The organism is Mesorhizobium sp. NFR06 (assembly GCF_900115245.1).
In the GTDB taxonomy this organism is placed as follows: domain Bacteria; phylum Pseudomonadota; class Alphaproteobacteria; order Rhizobiales; family Rhizobiaceae; genus Mesorhizobium.
In genome coordinates, this window is the sequence record NZ_FOVT01000003.1 from 178,687 (window position 1) to 196,395 (window position 17,709).

14 protein-coding genes are annotated in these 17,709 nt (G+C 64.6%); all 14 read right to left on the minus strand.

The features are described 5' to 3' along the window. Positions 1-278: 278 nt before the first annotated feature. Positions 279-1,937: a cell division protein FtsZ gene (gene ftsZ, locus F3H96_RS07620; protein ID WP_149791332.1), complete on the minus strand. Its 1,659-nt coding sequence runs from the start codon at positions 1,935-1,937 to the stop codon at positions 279-281. 67 nt (positions 1,938-2,004) lie between these two features. Beyond that, the gene (gene ftsA, locus F3H96_RS07625; protein ID WP_149791333.1) at positions 2,005-3,312 is read right to left on the minus strand and encodes a cell division protein FtsA; all 1,308 of its coding nucleotides are present in this window, start codon (positions 3,310-3,312) and stop codon (positions 2,005-2,007) included. Then, a complete protein-coding gene (locus F3H96_RS07630) occupies positions 3,309-4,253 on the minus strand; it encodes a cell division protein FtsQ/DivIB (RefSeq protein ID WP_149791334.1) in 945 nt (314 codons plus the stop codon). The genes ftsA and F3H96_RS07630 overlap by 4 nt, the downstream gene beginning before the upstream one ends. After that, a complete protein-coding gene (locus F3H96_RS07635; RefSeq protein ID WP_149791335.1) occupies positions 4,241-5,167 on the minus strand; it encodes a D-alanine--D-alanine ligase in 927 nt (308 codons plus the stop codon). Before F3H96_RS07635 ends, F3H96_RS07630 begins: the two co-directional genes overlap by 13 nt. A 310-nt stretch (positions 5,168-5,477) precedes the next feature. Further along, on the minus strand, positions 5,478-6,443 hold the full coding sequence (gene murB, locus F3H96_RS07640; RefSeq protein ID WP_149791336.1) for a UDP-N-acetylmuramate dehydrogenase: 966 nt from the start codon (positions 6,441-6,443) through the stop codon (positions 5,478-5,480). Further along, positions 6,440-7,846 (minus strand): UDP-N-acetylmuramate--L-alanine ligase, encoded by a 1,407-nt coding sequence (murC, locus tag F3H96_RS07645; protein WP_149791337.1) that lies wholly within the window; start codon positions 7,844-7,846, stop codon positions 6,440-6,442. Before murC ends, murB begins: the two co-directional genes overlap by 4 nt. Continuing rightward, a complete protein-coding gene (gene murG / locus F3H96_RS07650; protein ID WP_149791338.1) occupies positions 7,843-8,967 on the minus strand; it encodes an undecaprenyldiphospho-muramoylpentapeptide beta-N-acetylglucosaminyltransferase in 1,125 nt (374 codons plus the stop codon). The genes murC and murG overlap by 4 nt, the downstream gene beginning before the upstream one ends. Before the next feature lie 6 nt (positions 8,968-8,973). Continuing rightward, positions 8,974-10,125, minus strand: coding sequence for a putative lipid II flippase FtsW (gene ftsW / locus F3H96_RS07655; RefSeq protein ID WP_149791339.1), 1,152 nt, complete (start codon positions 10,123-10,125; stop codon positions 8,974-8,976). After that, on the minus strand, positions 10,125-11,528 hold the full coding sequence (murD, locus tag F3H96_RS07660; RefSeq protein ID WP_149791340.1) for a UDP-N-acetylmuramoyl-L-alanine--D-glutamate ligase: 1,404 nt from the start codon (positions 11,526-11,528) through the stop codon (positions 10,125-10,127). Before murD ends, ftsW begins: the two co-directional genes overlap by 1 nt. A 10-nt stretch (positions 11,529-11,538) precedes the next feature. Then, positions 11,539-12,621 (minus strand): phospho-N-acetylmuramoyl-pentapeptide-transferase, encoded by a 1,083-nt coding sequence (mraY, locus tag F3H96_RS07665; RefSeq protein ID WP_149791341.1) that lies wholly within the window; start codon positions 12,619-12,621, stop codon positions 11,539-11,541. A gap of 26 nt (positions 12,622-12,647) precedes the next feature. Next, positions 12,648-14,081, minus strand: a complete 1,434-nt coding sequence (locus F3H96_RS07670) for a UDP-N-acetylmuramoylalanyl-D-glutamyl-2,6-diaminopimelate--D-alanyl-D-alanine ligase (RefSeq protein WP_149791342.1) — start codon at positions 14,079-14,081, stop codon at positions 12,648-12,650. Continuing rightward, positions 14,078-15,532, minus strand: coding sequence for a UDP-N-acetylmuramoyl-L-alanyl-D-glutamate--2,6-diaminopimelate ligase (locus F3H96_RS07675; protein ID WP_149791343.1), 1,455 nt, complete (start codon positions 15,530-15,532; stop codon positions 14,078-14,080). The genes F3H96_RS07670 and F3H96_RS07675 overlap by 4 nt, the downstream gene beginning before the upstream one ends. Before the next feature lie 54 nt (positions 15,533-15,586). After that, positions 15,587-17,314 (minus strand): penicillin-binding protein 2, encoded by a 1,728-nt coding sequence (locus F3H96_RS07680; protein WP_149791344.1) that lies wholly within the window; start codon positions 17,312-17,314, stop codon positions 15,587-15,589. Continuing rightward, positions 17,311-17,706: a hypothetical protein gene (locus F3H96_RS07685; protein WP_149791345.1), complete on the minus strand. Its 396-nt coding sequence runs from the start codon at positions 17,704-17,706 to the stop codon at positions 17,311-17,313. The genes F3H96_RS07680 and F3H96_RS07685 overlap by 4 nt, the downstream gene beginning before the upstream one ends. Between the last annotated feature and the right edge of the window lie 3 nt (positions 17,707-17,709).

Genomic DNA, 17,709 nt, shown 5'->3' on the forward strand with positions numbered 1-17,709 from the left:
TATCTGGCGCTCGCACAAATGCGGCAAAATAAGCAAGGGCATGCGGCTCTGATATGATCGGTAGGCCGGGCTACTCCCCGAATCCCGGCAAACCGACTTTAGTCCGTGGCGAAGATAATGGCCCGCCCTGGAGACTCCAAATCACGGTTTCTTACCCCGTGTAACCACGAAAAAATGTTAGAAACAGCTCATAACACGTTGTTTTAAATAGACTTTAAAAAGGCAACAGGCAGACGATTCTCGTCTGCCTGTTAACAACCGTTGCAGATCGTTACCGATCAGTTGGCCTGGCGGCGCAGGAAGGCCGGAATTTCCAGCTGGTCGTCTTCCTGGACCGTGCGGCTCTGCGGTGTCAGCCGGCCCTGGTCGTCGAGCTGGCCGCGGCGCGGCGCGTAGAGCTGCGGATCCTGGCTGGCTAGACGGCGCATCTCGGGCGCGGCCTGGCGCAGCTTCGGCTCGCGCGGCTGCGCCGGCTGGAGCCGGGCCGGCTCTTCCTCGCGGCGGGTGAGGCCGTTGGTCAGCCGCTTGATGAGCCCCATCGGACCGCTGTTCTCATGGTCGGCGGGCCGGGTCTTGGCTTCGACCTCGGCCCTTACGACCGGCGGAAAGTCCTCCACGCGCGGCATGCGCTGCGGCGCCGCGGCCACCGGCTGCGGCATCTCGCGCTGCGGCGCGGGCTGCTGCATGACCTGCGGCTGCGGCTGCGCCGGCTGCGGCTGGGCCGGCGGAGCCTGGAAGATCTTGCTATGCGGCCTGAAGTCGTCGACCGGCATGGGGCGCGGCTGCGCCATGGCGGCTGCGTTTGCCTCGGCAAGCTGGATCGCTTCGGCGACCGGATCGACCGCGCGCGGTTCGTAGGCTTGCTGCTGAACCGGTGCGGGGCGAATTTCCGCAGCGGGGGCCGCCGGGCGAGCGGCGGCCGGCTTCTGCGGCGCGCGGATCGAGATCGGCGCTGCGGCGATTTCGGCGGCCGACTTGTCGATGCCGGTGGCGACGACCGACACGCGGATCACGCCTTCCAGCTCCTCGTCGAAGGTAGCGCCCAGGATGATGTTGGCGTCTTGGTCGACCTCCTCGCGGATGCGGGTCGCGGCTTCGTCCACCTCGAACAAAGTGAGGTCGCGGCCGCCGGTGATCGAGATCAGCAGGCCCTTGGCGCCCTTCATCGAGGTTTCGTCGAGCAGCGGGTTGGCGATGGCGGCTTCGGCGGCGGCCATTGCGCGGCCCTCGCCCGACGCCTCGCCGGTGCCCATCATCGCCTTGCCCATCTCGCGCATCACCGAGCGCACGTCGGCGAAGTCGAGATTGATCAGGCCTTCCTTGACCATCAGGTCGGTGATGCAGGCGACGCCCGAGTAGAGCACCTGGTCGGCCATGGCGAAGGCATCGGCGAAGGTGGTCTTGTCGTTGGCCAGCCGGAACAGGTTCTGGTTGGGGATGACGATCAGGGTATCGACGCATTTCTGCAGCTCCTCGATGCCCATGTCGGCCGTCTTCATGCGCCGCTGGCCCTCGAAATGGAACGGCTTGGTGACGACGCCGACGGTGAGGATGCCCTTCTCGCGCGCGGCGCGGGCAACGACCGGAGCCGCACCGGTGCCGGTGCCGCCGCCCATGCCGGCGGTGACGAAGCACATATGCGTGTTGGAGAGATGATCGATGATCTCGTCGATGCACTCTTCCGCCGCCGCGCGGCCGACTTCAGGCTGCGAACCGGCGCCGAGGCCTTCGGTGACGTGCGCGCCGAGCTGGATGAGCCGCTCGGCCTTCGACATGGTCAGCGCCTGAGCGTCGGTGTTGGCCACCACGAACTCGACGCCGCGCAGGCCGGCTGTGATCATGTTGTTCACGGCATTGCCGCCGCCGCCACCCACACCGAACACGGTGATGCGGGGCTTAAGCTCGGTGATGTCCGGCTTTTGCAGATTGATGGTCATTGTCTCCGTCCTTTGCCTTTCCCGCCGCCTCGCCGCTGCGGCCGCCTATGGGGCTGTCCCCGTCAAATTAAAAACTGTCTCTCAACCACTGACTCATGCGATGCAGTTTTCCGCCCGTTCCGGTCATCCTGAAACCGGAAAGTCCTTTCGCCGAATGGCTCTCGAAGCTCGCCATCTGCGGATAGATCATTAGCCCGACCGCGGTCGAGAACGCCGGTCCTTTGGCCGCTTCCGGCAGGCCTGCCACGCCGAGCGGCCGGCCGATGCGCACACTGCGCCCCAGAATGCGGCGCGCCGCTTCCGGCAGGCCCGAAAGTTGGCTGGCGCCGCCGGTGAGCACGACGCGCTTGCCGACTGCATTGCCGTAGCCGGACTTGTTCAGCCGGTCGCGCAAGAGCTCCAGCGTCTCGTCGATGCGGGCGCGGATGATGCGCGTCATCACCGAGCGCGGGATTTGCAGCGGCACATCGCCCTCCTCACCGATCGGCTGGATCGAGACGAGGTCGCGGTCGTCGGCACTGCCCGGCAGCGCCGAGCCATGCATCACCTTCAAGCGCTCCGCGGCATCGAGCGAGGTCGACAGGCCCTTGGCCATGTCGAGCGTCACGTGGTTGCCGCCGATGGCGATGGCATCGCCATGGACGAACTTGCCTTCCGAGAAGACCGAGATCGTCGTCGTGCCGCCGCCCATATCGATGCATGCAGCCCCCATTTCGAGTTCGTCATCGACCAGCGAGGCAAGGCCGCTGGCATAGGGTGTCGCCACCATACGTTCGACCGACAGGTGCGAACGGTTGATGCAAAGCTCCAGATTGCGCATCGGCGCCGCGTCGCCCGTCAGCACATGCATGTCGACGCCAAGCGCGTCGCCCACCATGCCGCGCGGGTCGCGCATGCCGCGCTCGGCATCGAGCGAGAAACCGACGGGCAGCGAATGGATCACCTCGCGCTCGGCCCTCAGCGCCTGCTTGGCGCCGGCGGCGAGCACGCGCTTGATGTCGGTTTCCTCGACCTGATGGCCGCCGAGATTGATGGTCGCCGAGAAGGCTTCGCTCTTCAGCCGGCCCGCCGTCATGTTGACGAAGAGGGAATCGACCGTGAGCCCGGCCATACGCTCGGCCGCGTCGACGGCGAGCCGGACGGCATGTTCGGCGCGATCGAGGTCGACCACCACGCCCGACTTCACGCCCTGCGATTTCTGATGCCCGATGCCGATCACCTGGATGCGGTGCGAACGTCCGCGCAAGAGCTTGCCGTCCTCGTTCGGCTTGAGCTTCGCCACCACGCAGCAAACCTTGCTGGAGCCGACATCGAGCACCGTGAGCGTGCCCGACCGGCGCGAAGAAGCGTCACCGCCGCCGCCAAGCCAGCTCATATCTTTGTCTCCGCCTTGCGCTTGGCCAGGTTCTTCGGCTTGTCGCTGAGCGCCGCTTCACGCTGCGTCGCCGCTTCCGGCGAGAGCTCCACGACCAGCCGGTCGGAGAGGCGCATGTCGACGCCGGCGATGTCGCGCGTCAGCAACCCGTTGTCACGATCGAGCTTGACGAGCTCCGCGATCGCCTGGTCCTCGTTGTCTTCCGGCAGCTTGATCGTGATGCCGTTTTCAAGCCTCAGGTCCCAGCGCCGTTCGCCGACCCGGATGTAGCCTTTGACCCGTGCCGAGAGCTCGGGATAGCGCTTGATCTTGTCGAGAAATGCCGGCGCCATGGCCGGCGCGCTCGCGCCGATGATCAGCGGCAGCAGAGCCTGCTTGCCGCCCGAGAACGGCGCGATAACCTCGCCCGACCGCTCGATGACCGACACCGAAGTGCCCTGCTGCCACAGAGCGAAGGGCTCGCGCTCCTGGATGCGCACCTCCAGCGTATGCGGGTAGATCTTGCGCACTGCCGCGCCCTCGACCCAGGGCAAAGTGGCAATACGTTCCCGCGCAGCCTCCGCATCGAAACCGATCAGCGAGGTCCAGCCGTCGAGGCCGAGCCGGTCAAGCACATCGATCTCGGAAGTCTGACGGTTGCCGACCACCTTGATCTGGTCGACGGCAAAACCGGTGCGCGCCGTCACGCCCTGCACGATGCTGTCGGTATAGCCGCCGAGATAAGCGCCATAGGCGCTGCTCGACGCAATCAGCGCGGCGGAAAGGATCGCCGCCGAGAAGCGCGGCGCCTCATACTCGCCGCCGCACAGGCGCGCCAGCACGCGCATCGGCCGGCGAAGCTGACGCGGCAGGACGAAACGGTCGAATGACAGCGACATGCCGAACAGCGCGAAACCAGCCGCGCCGGCGCCATTACTCTGTCCCCACCTCAACGCAGACACGAAGCGTCCTCCACCATCCAACTCAACAAATCGCCGAACGAGTGCCCTGCTTGCGCGGCGATTTCAGGCACCAGAGACGTCGGCGTCATACCCGGCTGAGTGTTGACCTCGAGCCAGACAACCTCGCCGTTTTCAGAGTGACGGTCGTCGTAACGGAAGTCCGACCGGGAGACGCCCCGGCAACCGATGGCAAGATGAGCCTTGAGGGCCAGTGTCTGTATTTTTTGGTAAATATTCGGTGAAATTTTTGCAGGGATTTCGTGTTTTGATCCGCCGGGGACGTATTTTGAATCGTAGTCGTAGAAGGAATGCCCGGTCGGGATGATCTCGCAGACGCCAAGCGCCACATCGCCCATCACCGCACAGGTCAATTCCCGCCCGTGGATGTAGCGCTCGACCATGACGGTCTCGCCATATTGCCACTCCGTCGAACCGATCACCTGCGGCGGATGCGACTGACCCTCATGCACGATGACGACGCCGAAGCTCGACCCCTCATTGACGGGCTTGACCACGTAAGGAGGCTTCATCGGGTGCTTGTTCTTGACGGCGAAGCGATTGACCACCTTGGATTCCGCGACCGGAATGCCGGACGCCTTGGCAATTTTCTTGGCCTGCTCCTTGTTCATGGCCAGCGCCGAAGCGAGCACGCCCGAATGGGTGTAGGGAATTCCGAGATATTCGAGAATTCCCTGGATGGTGCCGTCCTCGCCGAACGGGCCGTGCAGCGCGTTGAAGGCGACGTCGGGCTTGAGCTCGGCAAGCACAGCCCCGACATCGCGCGAAACATCGACGCGGGTGACTTGATAGCCTTCATTCTCGAGCGCATCCGCACATGCCTTCCCCGAGGACAGAGACACGGGCCGCTCCGAGGAGAATCCACCCAGGAGAACAGCCACATGTTTCTTCTTCATTCCCGTCATCCCCTTCCACGCCGGGTCTGCAACCGATATTCGCGCACCGCATTTCCAAGCATTGAGTCCGAGTATTCCGGCAGGTTGCCCCCCAGACGGAAAACGCGACTTAACGCGTCGAACGACTCAAATCAGGAAACGCTTTAGGGCAGAGAATCAGAGAGTTGATTCGCTGGCAAGTACCTATGATTCCGAGAGATTCACTTTCCGCGAAAACGGATTGGAAAAGTGTGTTGTTGAGTCTTTGCGGCAACGGTTGACGCCGTTGCGACGCGCCGAAGTTCAAGTATTGCTTGAACGTCGCGAAGCGCTAAAGCAGCTGCCCGAGAAATTCCTGCACGGCGTGGCCCGGCCTGAAATTGCCGAGGCGCTTGATCTCCCAATGCAACCGGATGCCCGAATTTTCCAGCACCCTCGCCCGCACCGTCTCGCCGAGATATTCGAGGTCGTAGCCGGTGGCGGTGCCGGTGTTGATCATGAAGTTGCAGTGCATCGGCGACATCTGCGCGCCGCCGATCATCAGCCCACGGCAGCCGGCCTTGTCGATCTCCTTCCAGGCTGACGTGCCCTCCGGATTCTTGAAGGTCGAGCCGCCGGTCTTTTCACGGATCGGCTGTACCGTCTCGCGATGGTTCTGCACGGCATCCATCGCCGCCTTGATCGCCGCCTTGTCTTCTGTAACGCCTTCGAGCACCGCCGAGGTGAAGATCAGTCCGGCGGGAGCCGACGAATGGCGATAGGCATAACCCATGTCGGCATTGCTGAGCGTGTGGAGATTGCCCTTGCGGTCCAGCGCCCTCACCTCGACGACCCGCTCCCGGGTCTCGACGCCGTTGGCGCCCGCATTCATCCGCAGCGCCCCGCCGACGGCGCCGGGAATGCCATGGTAGAAGTGGAAGCCGCCGATACCGGCTTCGTAGGCCACGGCGGCGACGCGCTTGTCCGGCGTTGCCGCGCCGGCTGTGATCGTGGCCGGCCCGGTGACCTCGGCCTCGCCGAAGCCCTTGGCCGACAGTCTCACCACAAAACCGGGAATGCCACCGTCGCGCACCAGGAGGTTCGAGCCGACGCCGACCACCATGACCGGCACCTCTTCCGGCACGGCGCGCAGGAAAGCCGCGAGATCTTCTTCGTCGGCGGGCTGGAAAAGCCCCTCCGCGAGGCCGCCGGCGCGGAACCAGGTGATCTTGTCCATCTCGGCATTGGGCGTGATGCGGCCGCGCAGGCCGGAAAGCCGGTCGCCAAGCCTGTCGATGAGATCCTGGCCGCGCGTCATGAGGGTGTCCCGCCAAGTTCCTTGGGCAGCGCATAGGCCCATTGCGTGATGTTGCCGGCGCCGAGGAAGACGACGAAGTCGCCGGGCTTGGCAAGCTCGCGAATAGTTGGCGCGATCGCCGCCGCGCCATCGATATAGCGCGCGTCGCGGTGACCGCCGGAGCGGATGCGCGCAACCAGCGCGTCGGAGGTCACGCCTTCGATGGGTTCCTCTCCTGCCGCATAGACCGGCGCCACCAACACCGTGTCGGCGTCGTTGAAGCAGACCGAGAATTCCTCGAAGAGATCCCGCAGCCGGGTGAAGCGGTGCGGTTGCGCGATGGCGATCACCCGTCCATTGGTCGCGCCGCGTGCGGCCTTCAGCACCGCCGCGATCTCGACCGGGTGATGGCCGTAGTCGTCGAACACCTCGACGCCGTTCCACGAGCCGGTATGGGTGAAGCGCCGCTTGACGCCGGCGAAGGACGACAGGCCTTTCTTGATCGCCTCGGCCGAGAGGCCAAGCTCATGCGCGACGGCAATCGCCGCGGTCGCGTTGGACACGTTATGCCGGCCAGGCATCGGCAGGCGCAGGTCCTTGATCGTCGTTGAGCCACGCCCCTTGCGGTCGCGGATCGTCACATCGAACTCCGAGATCGCGCCCTGCATGCGATGGTTGGTGAAGCGCACGTCGGCCTGCGCGTTCTCGCCATAGGTGATGACGCGCCGGTCCTCGATACGGCCGACCAGCGCCTGGACTTCCGGATGATCGGTGCACATCACGCCGAAGCCGTAGAACGGCACGTTCTCGACGAATTGGCGGAACGCCTCGCGTACCTTGTCGAAGCTGCCATAGTGGTCGAGGTGCTCGGGATCGATGTTGGTGACGACGGCGATATCGGCCGGCAGCTTGAGGAACGTTCCGTCGCTCTCGTCCGCTTCGACCACCATCCACTCACCGTCGCCCATGCGCGCATTGGTGCCATAGGCGTTGATGATGCCGCCATTGATGACGGTCGGGTCGAGCCCGCCGGCTTCGAGCAGCGTCGCCACCATCGACGTGGTGGTGGTCTTGCCATGCGTCCCGCCGATGGCGACGGCCTGGCGAAAGCGCATCAGTTCGGCCAGCATCTCGGCCCTGCGCACGACCGGCAGCAGCTTTTCGCGCGCGGCCTTCAATTCCGGGTTGGACTTCTTGATCGCGGTCGAAACGACCACGACTTCGGCATCGCCGAGATTGTCGGCCTTGTGGCCGACGAAGCATTCGATGCCCTTGTCGCGCAGCCGTTGCACATTGGCGCCGTCGGCCTGGTCGGAACCCTGCACCTTGTAGCCGAGATTGTGCAGCACCTCGGCGATGCCGCTCATGCCGATGCCGCCGATACCGATGAAATGCACGAGGCCGATCGTCTGCGGCATCTTCATGCGCGCGTCCTCCTGTAGTCCGAAACCGTTTTGCCGGACGCAATAGCCTCTGTCAGATCGGCGAGCAACCGCGCCGCGTTCGGTTTTCCGGCCGAGCGGGCGGCGGCGGACATGGTCGTCAGCCGGCTCGGATCGTGCATCAGCCCGCCGACCAGCTCGGCGATCCGCTCCGGCGACAGCGTCGACTGCGGATGGACCTCGGCGCCGCCGGCGGCGGCAAGGGCCGCGGCATTCGCCGCCTGGTCATGGTCGAGCGCATGCGGATAAGGCACCAGCAGCGCCGGCCGGCCGATGACGGCGATCTCCGAAACGGTCGAGGCGCCGGAGCGCGACATCACCAGATGCGCCGCCGCCATGCGCGCCGCCATGTCGGTGAAGAAAGGCGAGACCTGAACGTCGACGCCGAGATCGGCATAAACGGCTTTCACCCGCGCTACGTCCTCGGCGCGCGCCTGCTGGGTGATCACCAGTCGCTTGCGCTGGCCTTCCGGCAGCAGCGCGATCGCCGCCGGAACGGCATCGGAAAAGAATTGCGCGCCCTGGCTGCCGCCGAACACCAGGAAGCGGAACGGCTCGCCCTCGCTCGATGCGACATAGGGGGTCTTGGCCGCCTCGAGCACCTGTGGTCTGACCGGATTGCCGGTGGTGACCGTCTTTGCGCTCGCGGCGCTCTCGCCTTCCGGCAGGAAGCCACCCGCGATCGCATCGACGCGGCTGGCAAGCGCCTTGTTGGCGCGGCCCATCACGGCATTCTGCTCATGGATCAGCGTCGGCACCTTGCGCCTCGTCGCCGCATAGAGCGGCGGCAGCGTCGGATAGCCGCCGAAGCCGACGACCGCCTCCGGCTTGATCCTGGCGATGATCCGACCCGCTTCGCGCACGCCCTGCCAGATTTTCCAGAAAGCCGAGACCACGGCGACCGGATTCTTCGAGCCCAGCGTGGCCGAAGCAATCGAGTGAACGTCCGCAGCCGGGAAATGACGGGAATAGCGCTCGGCACGGTGATCGGTGGCGAGATGCACCTTCCAGCCGCGCTCGTTCAGTTCATGCGCAAGCGCTTCGGCCGGGAACAGATGTCCGCCCGTTCCACCAGCCGCAAGCAGGATGACACCCTTCGACATCCAGCCTCATTCCGCCGGCATTGCGCGCTGGGAAAGGGCGAACCCCACCTGCTTGCGCTTTTCCGGACGCCTGCGCGTCAATGCGAGCACCATGCCCATCGAGACGGCGATGGCGATCTGCGAGGAGCCGCCGTAGGAGATGAAGGGCAGCGTCATGCCCTTGGCGGGCATCAGTTGCAGGTTCACGCACATGTTGATGGCCGATTGCAGGCCGAAGACGGTGACGAGGCCACCGACCGCGTAGCGGGTGAAATCGTCGTGCTCCTTGAGCGCGATGCTCAACCCCCGCAGCACGATGAAGGCGAAAATCGACATGATGAAGAAGCACATGATGAGGCCGAACTCCTCGCCCGCGACCGAGAAGACAAAGTCGGCATGGCTGTCCGGGATGACCCGCTTCACCGTGCCCTCGCCCGGGCCGACGCCGAACCAGCCGCCATTGATCAGCGCCTCGCGGCCCATATCGACCTGGAAGGTGTCGCCCTCGCCGGTCATGAATTTGTCGATGCGCGCGGCGACGTGCGGAAACACCGTATAGGCCGCGAACACGCCGCCGATGCCGGCAGCGCCGAGCGCGACGATCCAGAACCATGGCAGGCCGGCCATGAAGAACATCACGCCCCAGGTGCCCAGCACCAGCATGGTCTGGCCGAGGTCAGGCTGCGCCACCAGCAACGAGATCACCAGCGCAAGCAAAAGCATGGCGAAGAGGTTGCCCGGAATGTCGGGCTGGCGTTTATGCTCGGCAAACAGCCACGCGCAGATGATGACGAAGGCCGGCTTCAGGAATTCGGACGGCTGGATGGAAAGGCCGGCGAGCGAGACCCAGCGCCGCGCGCCCTTCACCTCGACGCCGATGTAGAGCACCGCCACCATCAGCACCAGCATGATGCCGATCATCACCAGCGACATGCGCCTGATCTGCCTCGCCTCCAGGAAGGAGACGGCCAGCATCACCACCAGCGCCGGAATGGTAAAGATGATCTGGCGCGTGGCGAAGTGGAAGCTGTCGAGGCCGATGCGCTCGGCCACCGCCGGGCTTGCGGCGAAGGACAAAACGATGCCCAGTCCCATCAGCGACAGGAATGCCGCCAGAAACCAGCGATCGATCGTCCACCACCAGGTTGCGACCGGACTTTTGTCGAGACGGCTTTGCATCAACGTGGCCCTCCGATGGGTTTCACCCCATCAATAGCAGTCGCAGCTTGCCTGAAGGCTTCGCCGCGAACCTCGAAATTCTTGAACTGGTCGAAACTGGCGCAGGCCGGCGACAGTAGCACCACGGCCTCGCCGCCGCTGTCGTTTGCCGCATCGTTGGCGGCATGCTCGACCGCCGCCGCCAACGTCCCGGATATTTCGTAAGGCACAGTCTCGCCGAGCGTGGCGGAAAAGGCGGGCGCCGCCTCTCCGATCAGATAGGCCTTGGCGATGCGCGGGAAGAAGCCGCGCAGCGGCTCGATACCGCCCTCCTTGGGCAGGCCGCCGGCGATCCAGTAGATGCGGTTGGCAAAACTCGACAGCGCCGGCGCCGCCGCATCGGCATTGGTCGCCTTGGAATCGTTGATGAACAGCACATGGTCCTTGCGGCCGACCTGCTCCATGCGATGCGCCAGCCCGGGGAAGCTTTCGAGCCCCGACTGGATCTCGCCGAGGTCGAGTCCGACACGCAGGCAGGCCGCGACCGCGGCCAGCGCGTTTTGCGCGTTGTGCTGGCCGCGCAGCGAGCCGATGCCTTCGAGGAAGGCGATGCGGCTGTAGCGGCCATCCACGGCTTCCATCAAATTGGTGCCGTCGGCGAAATAGCCGTCGGTCAAGGGCAGGCGCTTGGAAATGCGGACGACCTGCCGGCCCGCGCGCTCCAGCCGGTCGGCGATCTGCGCGCACCAAGAATCGTCGACGCCGACGATCGCGGTATCGCTGCCGGCGACCAGCCGCTCCTTGATCGAGGCGTAATGCGCCATCGTGCCGTGCCGGTCGAGATGGTCGGGCGTGAGGTTGAGCAGGATGCCGGCGGTCGGATTGATCGAGGGCGCGAGATCGATCTGGTAGGACGAGCATTCGACCACATAGTGCCGCGCCGGCGCCGGCGGATCGAGCGTCATGATGGCGCGGCCGATATTGCCACCCATCTGCGTGTCGCGTCCGGCCGATTTCAGAATATGCGCGGTCAGCGCCGTCGTCGTCGACTTGCCGTTGGTGCCGGTGATGGCAATGAAGGGCGCTGCGGGCGCGCTGATGATGCGCTCGCGGCAGAACAGCTCGATGTCGCCGATCACTTCGACGCCGGCGCCACGCGCGAGCTCGACCGTCCAATGCGGCTTCGGATGGGTCAACGGCACGCCGGGCGACAGCACGAAGGCGGCGAAGCGCGACCAGTCGGCGGCGCGCAGATCGCCGGTCGCAATGCCCGCCGCCGCTGCCTTGGCGACACTGTCGGGGTTGTCGTCCCAGGCAAGCACCTCGGCACCGCCGGCGATCAGCGCATGCGCGGTGGCAATCCCCGAGCCGCCAAGCCCAAAGAGCGAAACGCGTTTGCCTGAAAAGGAAGCGGCGGGGATCAAAACGGGCGTCCTATCTGAGCTTGAGGGTAGAGAGGCCGACCAGCGCCAGGATGACGGCAATGATCCAGAAGCGGATCACTACCTGGCTTTCGGTCCAGCCGAGCTTTTCGAAATGGTGATGGATCGGCGCCATCAGGAAGACGCGCTTGCCGGTCATCTTGAAGTAGCCGACCTGGATGATGACCGACAGGATCTCGACCACGAACAGGCCGCCGACGATGACCAGCACGATCTCGTGCTTGGTGGCGACCGCGATGGTGCCGATCAGGCCGCCCATCGCCAGCGAGCCGGTGTCGCCCATGAAGATCGCGGCCGGCGGCGCGTTGAACCAGAGGAAGCCGAGGCCGGCACCGATCACCGCGCCGAGCACGACGGCAAGCTCACCGGTGCCGGGAACGAAATGGATCTGCAGATATTCGGCGAAGACCGCGTTGCCCGAAAGATAGGCGATGACGCCGAAGGACGCCGCCGCGATCATGATCGGCACGATCGCAAGGCCGTCGAGGCCGTCGGTGAGGTTCACCGCATTGCCTGCGCCGACGATAACGAAGCAGGAGAATGGGACGAAGAACCAGCCGAGGTTGACGAGGAATTCCTTGGCGAAGGGAAAGGTCAGCGACGAGGAGAACGGCACCTGGCCGTTGTGCATGATCACCCAGGCGGCGATGGCCGCGATGATGAATTCGATCGCCAGCCGCGCCTTGCCGGAAAAGCCCAGATGCGACTGCTTGGTGACCTTGAGATAATCATCGTAAAAGCCGATCGAGCCGAAGCCGACGGTGACCAGCAGCACCACCCAGACATAGATGCTGGAAAGGTTTGCCCATAAAAGCGAGGATCCGATGATGCCGGACAGGATCATCAGCCCGCCCATGGTCGGCGTTCCGGCTTTCTTGAAATGCGTCTGCGGGCCGTCGGCGCGGATCGGCTGACCCTTGCCCTGACGCAGCCGCAGCGAATTGATGATCGTCGGTCCGAAAATGAAGACGATCAGCGCAGAGGTGATCAGCGCGCCGCCGGTGCGAAAAGTGATGTAGCGGAAGACGTTGAATAACGAGATCTTGTCCGCGAAATCGACGAGCAGTGTGAACATGGTCTTTCCGTCCCCCGGAGCCCGACCTAGGTCGGTTCAATGTTTGTGGCTTCCGCCGGAAATTTGCCGAGCAACGCCTCGACCAGTTTTGAAAACCCGATGCCTTTCGACGACTTGACCATCACCACGTCGCCGGGCCTGAGCGCCGCGATCACGATCGGCTTCAGCTCATCGGCGCCGGCGCGATACTCCGTCTGGACATCGGCGGGCAAGACCTCGGCCAGCGCCTGCATTTCCGGGCCGCCGAGAAAGACGTTGCGCGTGCCGGTGCCGACGATCAGTTCGGCAAGTGCGGCATGCAGCTTCGCCGAATGGCTGCCGAGCTCCAGCATGTCGCCGAGCACAGCGATGCGCCTGCCCCCACCCGAGACGGGCGTGGCGTTGAGCAGCGCCATGGCCGCCGCCATCGATGCCGGATTGGCGTTGTAGCTCTCGTCGATCAGCGTGATCGGCCCGTTTGGATGGTGCAACACATGCCGCTGGCCGCGCCCGCGTTCGGCGGAAAGATCGGCAAGTGCCGCGACCACTTTCTCAAGATCGGCGCCAACCAATTGCGCGACACCGAGAACGGCCAGCACGTTCTGCACCATGTGACGGCCCGGCGCCCCGATGCGGGCCGCTACGTCCTTTTTGCCGATCCTGGCGGTGATGTCGGAATGGTCGGCGAAAAGTTCGCAGCCGGTGAGCCGGAAGGTCGAGCGGGCGTTCTCGCCGAAGCCGAAGACGTGCTCGACGCCGGCTTCCTTCGCCATCTTCTCGAGCAGCTTCCAGCGCTGATCGTCGCGGTTGAGCACGGCGGCGCCGCCGGGCTCCAGCCCTTCGAAGATCTCGGCCTTTGCCTTGGCGATCTCGTCGAGATTCTTGAAGAAGCCGAGATGGGCGGCGGCTATCAACGTCACGATGGCGATATGCGGCCTGACCATCTTGACCAGCGGCGTGATCTCGCCCGGATGGTTCATACCGATCTCGAAGACCGCATAGTCGCAGTCCTGCGGCATGCGGGCCAGCGTCAGCGGCACACCCCAATGGTTGTTGAACGACTGCGCCGAGGCGTGCACCTTGCCGACCGCCGACAGCACGTGGCGCAGCGCTTCCTTGGTGGTCGTCTTGCCGGCCGAGCCGGTCACCGCAACGATCTTCGCCTTCGAGCGCGCACGCGCCGCAACGCCAAGCTTCTCGAGGGCGGCAAGCACATCCTGCACGACGACCATCGGCGCCGTCAGCCTGCCGAGCGAGGGCAGCTTGCGCTCGGCCACGACCAGCACGGCCGCTCCGGCCTTCACCGCCGCGGTCGCGAAATCGTGGCCGTCCATCGTCTCGCCCCTGATGGCGAAGAAGGCGTTTCCCGGCTCCAGGCTGCGGCTGTCGATGGAAATGCCGGTGATGCCTGACGGAAGCAAGCCGATCGGCCTGCCGCCCATGGCTTCGACCAGCGCTTCCGACGTCCAGAGCAGACTCATGCGGCGCGCTCCTTCAGCGCCTCGCGCACTTCCTCGTGGTCGGAGAAGTGGAAAGTTTCGGTGCCGATGGTCTGGCCTTCCTCATGCCCCTTGCCGGCAACGATGAGCGTGTCGCCGGCGCGAAGCAGCGCCACCGCCTCGTGGATGGCCTTGCGGCGGTCGCCGATCTCGATGGCGCCGGGCGCCGCGGCGAGGATCGCGGCGCGGATGGTTTCGGGCATCTCCGTGCGCGGGTTGTCGTCGGTGACGATGACGATATCGGCCAACCGCGTCGCGATCTCACCCATGATCGGCCGCTTGCCGCGATCGCGGTCGCCGCCGCAGCCGAACACCACGACGACGCGGCCCGTAGTGAAAGGCCGGACCGAGGTCAACACGTTTTCCAGCGCATCGGGCTTGTGCGCGTAGTCGACATAAACGGGAGCCCCGGCGGCAGTGGTGCCCACGAGGTCGAGCCGGCCCGGAGCGCCCTTCAATTTCTCCAGCGCGGCCAAGGCTTTATCGACCGGCGTTCCAGTCGAGATGGCAAGGCCGGCCGAGACCAGCGCGTTGGCGATCTGGAAATCGCCGGCTAAAGGCAGGTCGACCTCGTACAGCACGCCACCGGCCTCGACCTCGGCGCGCTGGCGGCGGCGCTCGTGCTCGACGCGCTTCAGCGTCAGGAATTCGCCATGGCGGCCGACCGTCAGCACCTTCAGGCCCGCAGCTTCCGCCGCCTTGATCGTCGGTTCCGACCACGGATCGTCGGCAAAGACGATCGCCGGCGCGCCCTTCGGCAGCAGCGCGTCGAACAGGCGCAGCTTGGCGCGGTGATAATCCTCGACCGTCGGATGGTAATCCATGTGGTCGCGGCCGAGATTGGTGAAGCCGCCGGCCGCGAGTTTCACGCCGTCGAGGCGGCGCTGGTCGAGGCCGTGGCTCGAAGCTTCCATCGAGGCGTGGGTGACGCCGGCATCCGCTAGTTCCTTGAGCAGTTGGTGCAATGCCACAGGATCGGGCGTTGTCAGCGAGCCATATTCGTTGCGCCCGGGCGCCACCACGCCGGTCGTGCCTATCGAAGCGGCGGCAAAACCCGCCTGCTCCCAGATCTGGCGGGTGAAGGCGGCGACGGACGTCTTGCCGGCGGTGCCGGTGACGGCGACCATGGTTTTCGGCTGGCGGCCGAAGAAGCGCGACGCGCTGAGTGCCAGCGCCTGGCGCGGATCATCGACGGCAAGAACCGGGACCGACAGACCGGGAACGGCCGTGCCCTTGCCGGCGACGATGGCGGCCGCTCCCCGAGCGGCGGCATCGGCGGCGTAGGTCGAGCCGTCGGCCTTGCTGCCGGCGAGCGCGAAGAAGAGCATACCCGGTCTTACCTGACGGGAATCGGAGGAAAGTCCGGTCACCTCCAGATCGGGGGAAGCTGTTCCCTCGACAGGCAGGACACCGGCTAGATCTTTTAGATGCATTGAGTCCCGTTCACCGCAACAAAATAGCGCGCAGTTGCCGGCGCGCCCCAAGAATCACTGATAGGAAACCAGCGTTGCACCATTTTCATGGCTGAAATCTGGCTTCACGCCAAGCATGGCCGCGGACCGCCTGATGATGTTGCCGGCCATGACGCCCGCATTGTTGGCTGCAACGTCCGTCATGCCAGGCTTTTCCGGATGCGGAGCGTCGGCAATCGTAAACACCAGATATTGCGGATCGTCCATCGGGAAGGCGGCCACGAAGGTGTTGAAATTCAAGTCCTTCGAGTAGCGGCCGTTGATGACCTTCTCGGCCGTCCCGGTCTTGCCGCCAACGCGGTAGCCGGGGACTCTGGCGTTTCTGGCGGAGCCCTTCTCCGCGTTGAGCGTGTAGAGGTAGCGCATGCCTTCGACCGTTTTGTCGCTGACCACTTTCTTGGCCACCGCCATTGCATCCTCCTGGCTGCGGACCAGGAATGTCGGTTCGATCAGATAGCCGCCATTCATCAAGGCGGCGCAACCGACGGCCGCTTGCAGGGGGGTCGTCGACACGCCATGGCCGAAGGCGATGGTGAATGAGTTGACCTGTTTCCAGACCTTCGGTTCGGTCGGCCGCGCGACTTCCGGCAGTTCAGTCTGCATCTTGTCCAAAATTCCAAGGCGATGCAGGAATTCGCGGTGCCCCTCGATGCCGACCAGCTCGGCCTCCCTGGCCGACCCGATGTTGGACGAATAGAGGAACACCTCCGGCAACGACAGCACACGGTTCTTACCGTGGAAATCGTGAATGGCCTGATGGCCGACCCGGATTGGATGCGAGGCGTCGAAGCGGCTCGCCATCGTTGCTTTGCCGGAATCGAGCGCCATGGCCGAGGTGAAGCTCTTGAAGGTCGAGCCCATCTCGTAGAGGCCCGCCGACATACGGTTCAGCCGGTCTTTCTCCTGCGCATTGTAAGGATTGTTCGGGTCGAAATCCGGAACCGAAGCCATCGCTATCACTTCGCCGGTCTTGACGTTCAGCACGACCGCGCCGGCGCCGATGGCGCGATAGCGCTCCAGGCCGGCGGCGATCTCGTCGCGCACCACATGCTGGACGCGCAGATCGATCGAAAGCTTGACCGGCTTGAGATCCTTGGCCACCGCCAGCCCCGACGCCTGCAGGTCGCTCAACCCCTGCTCGTCGATATACTTCTCCATGCCGGAGATGCCTTGGTTGTCGATGTTGGTCAGCCCGACGATATAGGACGATGTCTCGCCGCTCGGATAGAAGCGGCGCTTTTCGGTGCGGAAGCCGAGGCCGGGAATGCCCAGCGACAGGATGTCGGCCTGCTGCTTCGGCGTCAGCTGGCGCTGCAGCCAGACAAAGCCGGCGCCGCTCTTGAGCTTACGATAGGTCTGCTCGTAATCGATCTCCGGCAACACGGTCGACAATCTCTCGATCGCTTCGTCGGCGTCGACGATACGGCGCGGCTCGGCAAACAGCGACGCCGTCTTGATGTCGGTCGCCAACACCTCTCCATTGCGATCGACGATATCCGGACGCGATGCCGTGACCCGGCTCTCCGGACCGCCCGAAAGGTCCGGATTCTGCAGGCCGAGATAGACGAGCCTGCCGGCAATGGTCGAATAGATCGTGAAGAACACCGCCATCGTCATGACGATACGCGTCTTTGCCTTGCCGCCCGTCGCCTTACGGGCGGCGTCGACGACGATCGAGCCGTCCCCGGCTGCCTTCTTCCGGCGCTTCAGCAGGTCACCGATCCTTGGAAGCGTGCCGATCATTGAACCGTGCTCCCGGTGACCACTGAATCCTTGGCGTCCGAGGGCTCTTTGGCGGAATTGTCGGCCATGCCGCCAAGCCGTTGCGAGGAGAGGTCCTCGATGGTCACGGGTTTCACGGGAATGTCGTCAAGACCGCCGATCTGGTGCGCATTGACCGGCTCGAGTCCGAGCTGGCTCTTATAGACATCGGCAAGTTTCTGCAGCCGCGACGGCTGGGTGAGCAGGCTCCAGTCCGCCTTGAGGAGGTCGATCGTTTCTTCCTCGTAGTGGATCTGCGCCTGGATCTTCTGCACCGCCGCCAGTTGCTCTTCGGCTTCGCGCTTCGTCTTGTAGGTCAGGGCCGCGGCCGAGACCATCACGGCGATCAGGACTATGTCGCTGGTACGAAACACGTG